At 64.9% G+C, this 12,924-nt stretch carries 11 protein-coding genes; 5 read left to right on the top strand and 6 right to left on the bottom strand.

The genetic code is table 11. The features are described from left to right. The first annotated feature begins 127 nt into the window (after positions 1–127). Positions 128–622: an Lrp/AsnC family transcriptional regulator gene (locus GVL04_RS12700; protein ID WP_235036269.1), complete on the top strand. Its 495-nt coding sequence runs from the start codon at positions 128–130 to the stop codon at positions 620–622. 16 nt (positions 623–638) lie between these two features. Here the strand turns inward: GVL04_RS12700 and GVL04_RS12695 are convergent, their stop codons facing one another. Continuing rightward, on the bottom strand, positions 639–1,295 hold the full coding sequence (locus GVL04_RS12695; protein ID WP_159704859.1) for a hypothetical protein: 657 nt from the start codon (positions 1,293–1,295) through the stop codon (positions 639–641). 76 nt (positions 1,296–1,371) lie between these two features. Then, positions 1,372–2,301 (bottom strand): RluA family pseudouridine synthase, encoded by a 930-nt coding sequence (locus GVL04_RS12690; protein WP_159704979.1) that lies wholly within the window; start codon positions 2,299–2,301, stop codon positions 1,372–1,374. Between the two features lie 94 nt (positions 2,302–2,395). Between GVL04_RS12690 and GVL04_RS12685 the strand changes: the two genes are divergently transcribed. Both GVL04_RS12685 and GVL04_RS12680 read left to right on the top strand, forming a co-directional pair. After that, on the top strand, positions 2,396–3,046 hold the full coding sequence (locus GVL04_RS12685; protein ID WP_159704856.1) for a helix-turn-helix domain-containing protein: 651 nt from the start codon (positions 2,396–2,398) through the stop codon (positions 3,044–3,046). Continuing rightward, complete coding sequence (locus tag GVL04_RS12680; RefSeq protein ID WP_159704853.1) at positions 3,039–3,731, top strand: SRPBCC domain-containing protein; 693 nt, start codon at positions 3,039–3,041, stop codon at positions 3,729–3,731. Before GVL04_RS12685 ends, GVL04_RS12680 begins: the two co-directional genes overlap by 8 nt. A gap of 9 nt (positions 3,732–3,740) precedes the next feature. On the opposite strand, the gene GVL04_RS12675 is transcribed toward GVL04_RS12680, so the two are convergent. Continuing rightward, on the bottom strand, positions 3,741–4,316 hold the full coding sequence (locus tag GVL04_RS12675; RefSeq protein ID WP_159704850.1) for a TetR-like C-terminal domain-containing protein: 576 nt from the start codon (positions 4,314–4,316) through the stop codon (positions 3,741–3,743). Between the two features lie 90 nt (positions 4,317–4,406). On the opposite strand from GVL04_RS12675, the gene GVL04_RS12670 reads away from it, so the two are divergent. Beyond that, positions 4,407–4,901 (top strand): DUF4188 domain-containing protein, encoded by a 495-nt coding sequence (locus GVL04_RS12670; protein WP_159704847.1) that lies wholly within the window; start codon positions 4,407–4,409, stop codon positions 4,899–4,901. Here GVL04_RS12670 and GVL04_RS12665 read toward each other — a convergent pair. Then, positions 4,898–6,352 carry a PLP-dependent aminotransferase family protein gene (locus GVL04_RS12665; RefSeq protein WP_159704844.1) on the bottom strand — a complete coding sequence of 485 codons (1,455 nt, stop codon included), beginning with the start codon at positions 6,350–6,352 and terminating at the stop codon, positions 4,898–4,900. The two genes, GVL04_RS12670 and GVL04_RS12665, sit on opposite strands and share 4 nt — an antisense overlap. 61 nt (positions 6,353–6,413) lie before the next feature. Between GVL04_RS12665 and GVL04_RS12660 the strand changes: the two genes are divergently transcribed. Beyond that, complete coding sequence (locus GVL04_RS12660) at positions 6,414–7,043, top strand: YitT family protein (protein ID WP_159704840.1); 630 nt, start codon at positions 6,414–6,416, stop codon at positions 7,041–7,043. An 81-nt stretch (positions 7,044–7,124) separates the two neighbouring features. On the opposite strand, the gene GVL04_RS12655 is transcribed toward GVL04_RS12660, so the two are convergent. Together GVL04_RS12655 and GVL04_RS12650 are read right to left on the bottom strand one after the other, a co-directional pair. Further along, positions 7,125–7,955, bottom strand: coding sequence for a DNA-formamidopyrimidine glycosylase family protein (locus GVL04_RS12655; protein ID WP_159704837.1), 831 nt, complete (start codon positions 7,953–7,955; stop codon positions 7,125–7,127). Beyond that, complete coding sequence (locus tag GVL04_RS12650; RefSeq protein WP_159704834.1) at positions 7,948–12,885, bottom strand: ATP-dependent helicase; 4,938 nt, start codon at positions 12,883–12,885, stop codon at positions 7,948–7,950. The genes GVL04_RS12655 and GVL04_RS12650 overlap by 8 nt, the downstream gene beginning before the upstream one ends. Positions 12,886–12,924: the final 39 nt, after the last annotated feature.

The following is a 12,924-nucleotide window of genomic DNA, read 5'->3' as shown; positions in this document are numbered from 1 at the left end:
TCCTGGATCTTAGCGAAACTGGCCATCGCGACCTCCTCGTCGATTCTGCAAATCGCTTCAAGATAGAATCCAGCTCAGGGAAGAACCAGGGATTTCGAAGCATCGCGAGAATATTGGAGAAGTGTTCGTGTCCGATTCACCTATTGCCCGTACACAGGGGTCCGTTCCGAACCGGGTTCGGCTCGATGAGACTGACCGTTTGATCCTCAAGGAGCTCATGGCCGACGCCAGGATCCCCAACAACGTGCTCGCCTCGAAGGCAGGCATAGCTCCGTCCACGTGCCTCGGACGGGTCCGGGCGCTGCGTGACGCCGGGATCATCCGGGGCTTCCATGCGGCGGTGGACCTCGAGGCTCTGGGTTTGCTGGTCTACGCACTGATTTCAGTGCGCGTGAATTCCCAGGCGAGGAACAAGATGCTTGCCATCGGCCAGCGGTTGCGGGCGCTGCCGAACGTCCAAAGTGTGTTCTTGCTGGCCGGAGACCAGGACTTTTTGGTGCACGTTGCCTGCGGGACGCCGAAGGAACTACGGGACTTCATTGCCATCCATCTCGCATCGGATCCCGCAATCGCCAACACCCAGACGAATCTGGTGTTCGACCACCTGACGCCGGGGGACTGACGTCGCGGCCGACCGCTTAGGCTGCCGCAGCCGCGCTGCCGGACACGCCAACCGTGCGCCGGTGACCCAGGAACTTGCCTGCCTTGAAGTACCAATAGGGCCAGGCGATCCAAGCGGATGCCCCTGCGGCGATGCCAAGGCCCATCGCTGCAAATCGCAGCCATTCAGGCCCGGGGACAAGGAAACCGAGGCCGGCAACAGGAAGCCCGATCAAAAGTGCTCCGCCGATAAAACGGCCAAGCTTCGCGAGCCCGTTCGGGTAGTCCCCAGCGTGGAGCAACCTGCTGTTCGCCACCAGGAACCAAACCCCTTGGATGACAATGGCCGCCACGGAAACTGCCGTGGATGGCCCGAAGTCCAGGACTTTTAGTACCAGCAGCGCCGAACTCGTGGCTCCGGCTGCAGAGGCTGCGACGGTTACCCATTTCAGTGGCTCGGTCCACGCTGCCTTTGGAAGGCGTTTGTGGACTTGGAGGATCACCGGGATGACCAGCAGGTTGAAGACGGCGCCAGTGGCATCGTTGATTGCCCCAAACACGAAGGGACCGCCGCGGGGAACTTCCACGGCGTACATGGCCCCGAGCGTCAGGACCCCGGCGACGCCCACCGCCGCAGCAGAGTAGGCGAAGGCCGATGCCGTCTTATCGCCCGGAATTTCAGTGATGTGCTCCATTGCCACTCCCCGGATTCTGCCCAGCACACCAATGCTAGTCCTACCGGGTTACGGAAGAAACGGTCCCCCGGAAGGGTCAGGTGCGGGCTTCGCTGAGCTCCAACCGGCTGCGGTATTCCACGGGTTGCTTGCTGATGGGATCGACAAACCGGATGCCGCGGGCCAGGAGTTGGAGCGGCTTGCTGTAGTCATCCGGCGCCTTGTCCAGCAGGTCCGGGTAGAAGGCATCGTTGATGATCCCCAGCCCCAACGAGGCCATGTGCACGCGAAGTTGATGGGTTTTTCCGGTGTGGGGTTCCAGCCGGTACAGCGCGCGCTGGTGAGTGCCGGCGTCGAACGTTGTTGTTTGTTCGATGCGCGTTTCCGCGTTAGGTTCGCCGTCGATGACTTCGGCCAGCAGGTAACTGCGGGACTTGGTCATTCGGTTGCGGACCACCACTGGGAAGTCGACGGCGGGAAAACCTTCAGCCGGCATCGCGGCGGACACGCACTCGTATTCCTTCTGGACCTGGCGCTTCTCGAAGAGCACCTGGTACTTGCCGCGCGTCTCCGGGTTGGTTGAGAGCAGCAGCAGCCCGGCGGTCATGCGGTCCAGGCGATGCATCGGGATGAGGTCCGGGAGGTCCAGAAGGTTCCGGAGCCGGACCAGCGCGGATTCCTGGATGTACGTCCCTCCGGGCGTGGTGGGCAGGAAGTGCGGCTTGTCCACCACCAGGATGTGGTCGTCCTGGTGCAGGATGTTGATCTCGACGGGCAGGCGCGTCTCCGGTGGGAGGGTGCGGTAGTACCAGATGAAGGTGTGGTCCTCCAGCTTGGTGCTGCGATCAAGCGGTACGCCGCCTTCGCCCACGATCTCGCCGGCGTCGAAGCGGTCCTCGATGCCCTGGGGGTCGATGTGTCCCCAGCGATGCATCATGTAGTCCATTGCGGTGACCCACGGACCCTCCTCCGGGAGGCGGAGGCGGGTCGCGTTCACGCCGTCGCGCACGGGGAGGGGGGATTGCATCACCGGACAATTCTACTGTGGGCCTCCAACAACATCCGTACCGACGATAAAAAAGTTCTTGACAAGAAAAGTTGTCGGTGAGCATACTGGAAGCATGTTGGACATCGAAGTGATCGAGGACCCGGCCGCGGCGGAAGCGTCGCTGGACCCGATCCGCACACGCATCCTCCACGAGCTTTCCGAGCCGGCGTCCGCCACGCAGCTGGCCGCCAAGGTTGGTCTGCCGCGGCAGAAGGTGAACTACCACCTCAAGGCCCTGGAGCGTCATGGCTTGGTGGAGCTGGTGGAAGAGCGCAGGAAAGGCAACGTCACCGAGCGCGTACTGCGGGCGACGGCGGCGTCTTACCTGATCTCCCCGGCCGCCCTGGCATCTGTGGCACCGGATCCCCGACGTTTCGCGGACCGCTTTTCGGCCTTCTGGCTCCTCTCACTTGCCTCGCGAACCGTGCAGGAGATGGGCAAGCTCATCGCCGGTGCTGCCGTGGCCAAGAAGAAGCTGGCCAGTTTCGCGATCGACGGGGAAATCGCCTTCCGCTCTGCCGCGGAACGCGCAGCCTTCGCCGAAGAGCTCGGCGTGGCGGTGACCCAACTCGTGGATAAGTACCACGACGGCGGTGCTGCCGCAGTGGCGGGCGGGGCGCGCAAGCACCGGCTCGTCGTCGTGCTTCATCCCGCACTGAAGACCCCTTCAACGGACAAAGCCTCCTCGGAGCAATCAGCAGAAAAGGACCAGAGCAATGACTGACAACCGGAAATTCGAAATCGTGGCGGACGCCGAACTGCCCGGCACTCCTGAGCGGGTGTGGGAGGCCGTCACCAAGGACACGCCGGCTTGGATGTTCCCCACGGATCAGTGGCCGGACGTAAAAACCGTCCAGGAATATCCCACCCACCTGGTGTCCCGCATGGATGGTCCGGATGGCTGGTTCAACCAGCTGGAACACGTCCTGGAGCCACTCGAAGGCGGCCGCGCCAAGCTGCACTACGTCCACAGCGGGATCTTCGCCGACAACTGGGACGAGCAGTACGACGGCGCCAGCAAGCACACCGAGTTCTACCTTCACACGCTGGGCCAGTACCTGCAGCACTTCGACGGCAAGCCAGTGGTGTTCACGGACGTCCAGGCGCCAGCTACTTCACAAACCCCAGATGGTTTCGTGCAGCTGAAGCAGGCCTTGGGTGTCGATGGCGTCGCTGCTGGTTCGACTTTCGAGGCGGACGTCGACGGCGTGGGGCGGCTCAGTGGGGAAGTCGACTTCTCCAACGGGAACTTCCTGGGCCTGCGGACCGGGGATACTCTCTACCGGTTCTTTGGGCGCAATGCTTTCGGCGCGCCGGTGGGCATGACGGTGCACGAGTTCAGCGGCTCGGGCGACTCCGAACTCACGGCGAAGGCCTGGGGCGGATTCCTGGAGAAGCTGTACGCGTAAGGGGCGACTCTACGGCGCCCAGGCGCGCGCGACGGACTCGAGGGCGGTTTCGTAGATTCCGGCCCAGTCCGTCGCGGGGTCGTTCATCTGCGCCAGCTCGAGACTGACCAGGCCGTGGACCTGTCCCCAAATGGCCATGGCCACCACTGCGGGGTTCCCGGTCCGGACCCTCCCCGCTGCTTGGGCCTCGGTGACCGTCTCCACCAAGGGGAGCATTGAGTCGGAGGCGACTTCCGGCGTCGGGCTGCAGTCCACATAGGCGGCCAGCGCGCCACCGAACATGAGGCGGTAGAGGGCCGGGTGCTCCAATGCCCAGGCGCGATAGGCCCGGCCGAGCGCCAGAAGCCCATTCGCGGCGGCATCCCGTTGGGACTCACCGAAGGTGCGGAAACCGTCGTCGACGGCGGCCGTCAACAGTTGCGCTTTGCCGCCGAAGAGCGAGTAGATCGCGGACGTGGACGTATCTGCCGCAGCGGCCACATCCCGGAGAGTTACGCGTGCCGGTCCTTCCCGGTCTACGAGCTCGGCGGTTACCGCCAGAAGCCTCTGCTGGACGAGCTGATCATGAACGATGGGTCTTGCCATGTCTCCAAGTGTTTCATAACATTGTTTCATAACGACGTTATGAAACCGGAAACCCAGGAACCCTGAGGTTCCCTCCATCGAAGGATTCACATGGCACAGGAGATTTTCCCCGGCCGCTTCACCGCGGACATTGGGCGCGACACCGTGACCGTTTTCCTCATTGGGATGCGGGCCAACAGGTGGTGGAAGACCGGGCGCGTGGCCAAGGTGGCGGCGGCCATGCCCACCATGATGCGGCACCTTGCCGCCAACCCGGAGGCTGGCCTGCTGGGCAGCGAGCAATGGTTTGGGCGGACCACCATCCTGCTCAGCTACTGGGAAAGCCCCGAGCATTTGAGGCGCTTTGCTGCGGACCGCGACTCGCCGCATCTGGGCCCGTGGCGGAAGTTCATGAAGGAGATCGCAGGCAGTGGGGACGTCGGCGTGTGGCACGAGACGTATCAAGTGCCGGCGTCGGGCATTGAGGTGGTCTACAACGGGATGCCGCTGTTCGGCCTGGCCAAGGCGACCTCGCACGTTCCCGTCGGTCCCGGCAGCAACACGGCGAGGCAGCGCATGGGCTCAGCCGCCCGACCGGCCCATTAGGCAACCGCGACGACGGGCGGCCGCCCGGTCTTGAGGGTCCGGCGGAGGTGGGGCGAGGCGTCGAGCTTGTCCTGGGCGGCGCGAAGCGCGCGGACGGCGAACTCCAACTGCTCCGGCGGCAAGGTGTAGGGCACGCGCAAATAGTGTTCAAAGGCGCCTCCCGCCCCGAAGCGGGGCCCGGCTGCCAAACGGAGCCCGAAGTCCGGCGCCAGAACGGTCAGGGCCGTGCTGCACGGAGAGGGGAGGCGGCACCAGACGGTGAGCCCGCCGCGGGGGCGCTCGGCCTCCCATTCCGGCAGGTGCTCCGCAAGCAGTCCCAGCAACGATTCCCGGTTATGGCGGAGCTCCTCAAGGCGGGCGTCCAGCGGCTCGGCGAACGATCTGACCAGCCGCGCTGCGGCCAACTGCTCAACCACAGGCCCGCCCAGGTCCATGACGGTCCTTGTGGCAATAAAGCGGGCAATCAGGGCTTCATCAGCGCGGATCCACCCGGTCCGCAAACCCGCCCAATGGGATTTGCTGAGTGAGCCAATGGACACCACGGCGGGACTGAAGGCCGACATCGGCGCGGTGCGGACGTCGTCGAGGTTCAACCCCCGAAGCGTCTCATCCACCACCAGCACAGTCCCGGACGAAGCTGCCGCACGCACTAAACGCCGCCGCTGCAGATCCGACATGATGCGACCCGTGGGGTTGTGGAAATCGGGGACGAGGTAGGCCATGGCCGGGCGTTGCTGATTCATGGTGGCGACCATCGCGTCGATGTCCCAGGCCGGTGATGTGCCGGCGGGCAAAGCGACCGGCACCGGCTTGCAGCCGGCAGAACGGATGGCATCCAGTGCGTTGGGATAGGTGGGGTGCTCCACCAGGACCCGGTCCTGCTTTGCAGCCAGGGTCCGCAGCACGATGTTGAGGGCGTGCTGCGCACCGGAAGTGACCAGGATCTGGCCAGCTGAAGTGGGCACGCCCTCGGCCGTGTACTTTTCCGCGATGGCTTCACGCAGGGCGGGTACTCCGACGGCGTCGTACCCAAAACCCGGCAGGAGCGCAGGCAATTCGGTCAGGGCGTCCGCGAACGCCCGATGCACCACCTCGCCTGCTGCTGGCAGTGACGCATAGGCAAGGTCCAACAATCCGTCCGGAACCGCGAGCCCGGGCGCGCTGACCGGCGCAGTGCGGTGCGGGATGCAGGTCCGGCCGCGGCTGCCCTGCCCGGCGGTCAGGAACCCCTGCTCGCGCAGGCTCGCATACGCGGCGGTGACGGTAGTGCGACTGAGGCCAAGTGTCTGCGCCAGCGCGCGTTCGCTGGGCAGTGCGACGTCCAGCGGGATGCGGCCATCCATCACCAGCAAACGTACGACGTCGGCCAGCTCGCGGTAGGCGGGCAGGGCGCCGGAGTTCCATTTGCCCATGAGACGGGCGAGTGCAGTGGGATTCAATGAGCCGGACATAAGACCAGTATTCCAAACTGGCTATGGAATACAAGGCCAGTTTCCTTGGAAGATGTACTCCATGATGACCCGAAGAATCACACAACTCCTGATCGGCCTCGCGATGTATGGCATCTCCCTGGCCATGTTCATCCGGGCGGGCCTTGGCTTGGACCCCTGGGACGTGTTCCACCAAGGCGTGTCCCAGAAGACCGGTTTCAGCATCGGCGTCGTGGTCATCGCGGTAAGCTTCCTCGTCCTGCTGCTCTGGATTCCGTTGCGGCAGATGCCGGGCATTGGAACCATCGCCAACGCTGTCCTGGTGGGGCTCTTTGCCGATCTTGGGCTATGGCTCATCCCGGCGTTCTCCCACCTCGGCGGACAGATCGCCATGCTGGCCGGCGCCGTAATCCTCAACGGCATCGCCTCCGCTTGCTACATCGGCGCCCGACTCGGTCCCGGTGCCCGCGACGGCCTGATGACGGGCCTGGTCCGCCGCACTGGTTGGTCCGTCAGGCTGGTGCGCACGGGAATCGAAGTGGTGGTCCTGGCCGTGGGCTTCCTGTTGGGAGGCTCAGTTGGCGTCGGAACCGTTGTGTATGCCCTCGCTATTGGCCCGATCGTTCAGGTTTTGCTGCCAAAATTCATGGTGCCGGAAAAGGCCAAGGCAACGGCCCCCACGGAAGTCGTGGAGGCCGCGCCCGCCGCATGACCGCAGGATGGCGTAAAAGCGACCGACGGCGGTGAACAACCGTGCGCGGGCCGTTGGACAACTGCTGGGGAGGCTGGGTGATTACGGGGCCGGCTGGCATCGCGGACAGAAGTAGATATCGCGTTCCTCGGTTCCGTCCGGGGCCGCCAGAAGCCCGCGGCGAACAGTGGTTCCGCATCGTCTGCACGGTTGGCGTTCCCTGCCGTAAACCCAGTACCCGGGCCTCATGGCACGCGGTCCAAGAGTGGTCCGCCGTCCAGGACCCAGGTTTTCGCCGAGGAGGCGTTTGGCGTCGGTGACCGTCTTGGCCAGATCGGGAACTTCTCTGAGGGGCAAGGCGGGATGGATGCCGGAGAGGAAGCACGCCTCGCAACGGTAGATGTTGCCGATGCCTGCCAGCTTCCGCTGATCCAACAGTGCGAAGCCCACGGTGACGTCCGGCTCGGTCTGCAGCCTGCGCAAGGCTTCTTCCTCGTCCCAGTCCGGGCCTAGCAGGTCCGGCCCGAGGTGTCCCACTACCTTGTCTTCCTCTGCGGTGGGCACGACTTCCAGGATGCCCAGCGAGAATCCGACGGCGTCTGCCGAGGCTGTGCGGAGCACGCACCGCGCTGTGTGGCCGGGCTTGGTCCAGCGGCCACCCGGCGGATAGATCATCCAGTTGCCCTCCATCTTCAGATGGGAGTGGATGGTCAGGGCCCGGGGCTTGCTGCTGGCACCAGGTTCCTCGTCCACGGGGCCGGTCAGGCGCATCAGCAGGTGCTTGCCCCGCGGGACCACTTCGGTCATGGTCCACCCCGCCAGGTTCAGGGTGGCGAAACGGGGCACACGGAAGTCGGAGGCAGTGATGGTTTGCCCGGCCAAGGCCTCGTTCAGACGCGAGGCGGCGCGCCAAATGGAATCACCTTCAGGCACGGATCCGGAGTCCCTTCGGAGTGGAGTAGGCGCCGGCAGCCGCAAGGGCAACGGCAATAGGGGTTTCGAGGAGGTCGTGTCCGTTGACCTTCTCCATGAAGAGCTTGTCCACGGCACCGCGGCGCACCACATCCACCAAGGCTTGGGCCGCAAGCGTCAGTACGGCGTCGTCCTGGCTGAAAGTGAGCAGCGTCTTGCCGCCGCGTTCAACGTAAAGGACCAACGCGCCGTCGACCATCACCACCAGCGCTCCGGCCTTCCGCCCCGGGCGGTGCCCGGACCCGGCGTCGACTGACAAGGCAGGCCAAGGAAGGGCGGCGCCGTAGGGGTTGGCCGGATCTGTTGCGGCAAGCGCCAAGGCCGAAGGCTCTGCCTTGGAAATACGGGCATCCTCCGTGAACGATCTCAGCCTGTCCACCGTCGCGGGGACAGCGAACTGGGCAGCCCCGAGATGCTCGATGAAGTAGCCGCGGCGGCACCGACCGGCTTCTTCCAACCGGGCTAGCACTTTGTACATGAGCCCGAAGCCGCCGATGATGTTCTCGGCCATGACAGAGCCACGGGTCACCACGCCGTACCTGTCCAGCAGCAGTTCAGCCGTCCCTCGGGCATGGATGGTAGGGTCCAGTTCCGGTGCAGGCAAGGCGGACCAGCGGCCCACAGCCGACGGCGGTGCTGGGGCAATACCGCTTGAGACTGAGCCGTAGCGGCCCCCAGTGAGTCCGGGTGAGCCCAGAAGGCCTGTTCCATGCGAGCGGCCCAGCCTGCTGAGGCGCGGAGCCCGCGCCCTCGGTGCCTTGGCCACCTGCCGGTGGGCGGTTTTACCGCCGGCGATCATGGCACGCACGGGAGCGAAAGTATCTCCCGTTACCCGGCCGGCCCAGACGAGGTCCCAGAGCGCAGTCACCACGGCGTCGTCGCTCAACACCGAATCCATACCGCCTGCCACGTCCGTGAGTTGCCGGAAGAAATAGCCACCACCCGCGCCGAAATGCTGCAAGAGCCGCTGTTGGGCATCGCCGGGTTCGAAGTCGGGGGAGGGGTTGAGCGTCAGCTCAGCGGAATCGGCCACGTGAAGGCTGATCCAGCCGTCGTTCCCTGGCAAAGATCCCGCCCCGGACCAGAGGAGCTCGCCGGCAGCCATCAGTTCGTCGAGCATGGCCGGTTTGTAGTCCGCCACCCGGCTCGCCAGCACCAACGGCTCCCAGGCTGATGCGGGGATTGGTACGCCGGAGAGTTGGTCCACGGCCGTGATGATGCCGTCCAGGCCGCGCAACGCCTGGCTCCTGGACTTGCCGGGCGCGGTGACGTTTTGCCAGGCCGGCAGGAACCGACCGTAAGCGGCGGTGTCCACGGGTTCCACTTCGGCCCGGAGCGCAGCAAGAGAACGACGCCGCAGCTTTCTCAGGACCTCGGCATCGCACCACTCGCTGGACGGCGGGGCCTCCAGCGTCATGAGCTCGGGATCTGCGCCCTCAGCCGTGGCCTCAGCGGCGACAGCGTGCGGACGGAACTCGCCCTCAACTACTCGACCATCCCCGGCAAGGCGTTTCAGCGCAGTATTGACGACGGCGACGCCAAGGCCCAGCCTGGTCGCAGCTTCCGATGCCGTGAAAGGCCCGTGCGTGCGGGCATAGCGTGAAACGAGGTCGCCCAGCGGATCATGGACCGGCTCGATAAAGGCCAGCGGCACACCCATGGGCAACGGAACGCCGATGGCGTCGCGCAGCCGGGCCGCGTCCTCAATGGCAGCAAAACGTTCGACGCCGCCGATGGTGACTTTCAGGGCACGGTTGGCTTTCTGGAGGGCGGCGAGGTGGGATCCGGCATCGGTGACCGTGCCTGGCGGCGCGGACGGCGGGACTTCCTCCACGTGTTCTGCGCCGTCGAGCTCAGTCTGCGGCACCCCTTCCAGCCGTTCCGCCACTTCCTCAACGCTGAGCGGACCGAGGAGTCGCAGAAGATCAGCGACGCCCTCCATCCCACGCACGCGCCTGTCAGCAGCCAGCCGCTGCAACTCCATTTCCGTGGAGTCGATGACGGCCGCGTCCAGCAGTTCGCGCAGTTCCACGCGGCCCAGGAGCTCGTTGAGGAGAGTGGAGTCCAAGGCGAGGGCAGCAGCCCGGCGTTCCGCCAAGGGGGAGTCGCCCTCGTAGAGGAACTGGGCCACATAGCCGAACAGCAGGGACTTCGCGAAGGGGGAGGGCTGCTGGGTTGTAGTCTCCACGATCCTGAGTTCACGGCGCTCCACGGATGCCGCAATGTCTTTCAGCGCTGGTAGATCGTAGACATCCTGCAGGCATTCACGCACCGTTTCGAGCACGATGGGGAATGACGGGTATTTCCGGGCGACGTCCAGCAACTGGGCTGAACGTTGCCGTTGTTGCCACAGTGGCTGGCGTTTGGCCGGGTTTTGACGGGGCAACAGCAGAGCCCTGGCCGCGCACTCGCGGAATCGTGAGGCGAACAGTGCGCTGCCGCCGACTTCTGCAGTGACGATCTGTTCCAGTTCCTCCGGGTCGAACAGGAAGAGCTCAGCTCCGGGCGGCTCGTCTTCCATCATGGGCACGCGTAGCACGATGCCGTCGTCGGCAGCCATTGCAGAGCCGTCCAGACCGTACCGTTGTTGGAGCCGTTGGCCCACGGCGAGTGCCCACGGAGCGTGGACAGGCATACCGAAGGGGCTATGGAGGACAACCCGCCAGTCGCCCAGCTCGTCATGGAAGCGTTCGACCACCAGCGTTCTGTCGCTTGGCACAATCTCGGTGGCGTCCTTCTGTTCCCTGAGGTATTGGAGCAGGTTGCTTGCTGCGAAGGCATCCAGGCCGCTGGCCTGGCAGCGTTCCATGGCAGGAGCCTCGTCAGCGGCGGAGAGTTCGCGGATGAAGGCACCCAAGGCCCGGCCGAGGTCGACCGGGCGGCCGAGGGAATCGCCCTTCCAGAAGGGGAGTTTGCCGGGCTGGCCAAAGGCAGGGGAGACCAGTACGCGGTCGTGGGTGATGTCCTCGATCTTCCAGCTGGTGGCTCCGAGTGCGAAGACGTCGCCCACCCTGGACTCGTACACCATCTCTTCATCGAGCTCGCCAACGCGGCGTCCGCCCTTGGCAGCGCGAGCCGACGCTGTGGGTTCACTTCCGTCGGTGCTGCCTGGGGAGGATGAGCCCTCAACCTCCGTGCCGATGATGTACACGCCGAACAGTCCGCGATCCGGAATGGTGCCGCCAGAGGTCACCGCAAGTCGTTGGGCGCCGGGCCTGCCCTCAATGGTTCCTGCGTGCCGGTCCCAAATGATGCGCGGCCGGAGCTCAGCGAATTCGTCTGACGGATACCGGCCCGCCAACAGGTCCAGTGTGGCCTCAAACGCCGACCTCGGCAGGCTCGCGAACGGTGCTGACCGCCGCACCGTGCTGAACCAGTCCTCGACATCTATGCTCCCCAAAGCAGTTGCCGCCACAGTCTGCTGGGCCAGGATGTCCAGGGGATTGGTGGGGATGCTCAAGCGTTCAATCTGCCCGCTCAACATGCGTTCCACGGTGACACTGGTGTGCAGGAGATCAGCCCTGTGCTTGGGGAACAACACGCCCTCGGAAATCTCGCCCACTTGGTGGCCTGCACGCCCCACGCGTTGCAGGCCACTGGCCACCGACGGCGGAGACTCCACTTGGATGACCAGGTCCACGGCACCCATATCGATGCCCAGTTCCAGTGACGAGGTTGCCACGACACAGCGGAGCCTGCCGGACTTGAGGTCATCCTCGATCATGGCCCGTTGATCCTTGGAGACCGAGCCGTGGTGAGCACGGGCAAGCACGGGATCTGCGCCGGTAGTGCTGCCGGCCTGCGCCATCATATGAGCCGGGGTGGCGGTGGACGCCGGAACGCCGGGGTTCGTCCCGGGGCCAGCCCAATCTCCGCCGCCCACCGCCATCAACTGGCGTTCCGCGTAGATTTCATTGAGCCGTGCCGTGAGGCGCTCGGAAAGACGCCGGGAGTTGGCGAAGACAATGGTGGATTGCTTGGACAGGACCAGGTCAACGATCTGTTCCTCAACATGAGGCCAGATGGAGGCCTGGGGCTGCAGGCCGGACGCGGGTCCGGAATCGAACGCTCCGGCCGCCCCCTGCAGGTCCGACATGTCCTCCACCGGAACAGTGACAGTAAGGTTCCAGTTCTTCTTGGACGGGGGTGCCACGATCTCCACTGGCGCCTGGCCTGCCAGGAACTGGGCCACCAATTCACGGGGTTGGACGGTAGCTGAGAGTCCGATGCGCTGCGCAGGCTTGGGCAGCAGGGCATCGAGGCGTTCCAAGGAAACGGCAAGATGTGCCCCGCGCTTGGTGCCGGCCACAGCGTGCACTTCGTCGATGATGATGGTGTCCACTTCGCTGAGCGTCTCCCGGGCACGGGAGGTCAGCATGAGGAACAGGGACTCCGGTGTGGTGATGAGGATGTCCGGCGGGCTGGTCAACAGCGTGCGGCGATCCGCCGCCGTCGTATCTCCTGAACGGACGCCGACCGTGACCAGCGGTGCTGGCAGCCCCAAACGCTTGGCGGTCTGCGTGATGCCGATCAGAGGTGCGCGCAGGTTGCGTTCGACGTCTACGCCCAGCGCCTTGAGCGGTGAAATATAGAGGACGCGTGTCTTGGTTTTGGGGCGTCTGGCGCGGCCCTTGCCGTTGGCCGGGACGGATTCCAATCCCGGCAGTGCATCTGACGGTGTGGAATGGAGCCGATCCAGGGCCCACAAGAAAGCCGCGAGGGTTTTACCGGAACCGGTGGGGGCTACTACAAGTGCGTGTGAGCCTGACGAGATCGCGTTCCATGCCCCGTCCTGCGCGGGTGTGGGCTCGGAAAAAGCGCCGAGGAACCATTCCCTGGTTGCCTGGCTGAAACGGCTGATGGCGCCATCCGACGCCTGCGGCTCCTGCATTCCTCCATCATGCCCCACGGCCCCGACAGAATAAGCCGG

Source organism: Arthrobacter sp. 18067 (assembly GCF_902706295.1).
GTDB lineage: Bacteria > Actinomycetota > Actinomycetes > Actinomycetales > Micrococcaceae > Arthrobacter.
The sequence above is the reverse complement of the archived record's forward strand: the minus strand, read 5'-3'. Positions and strand labels throughout refer to the sequence as shown.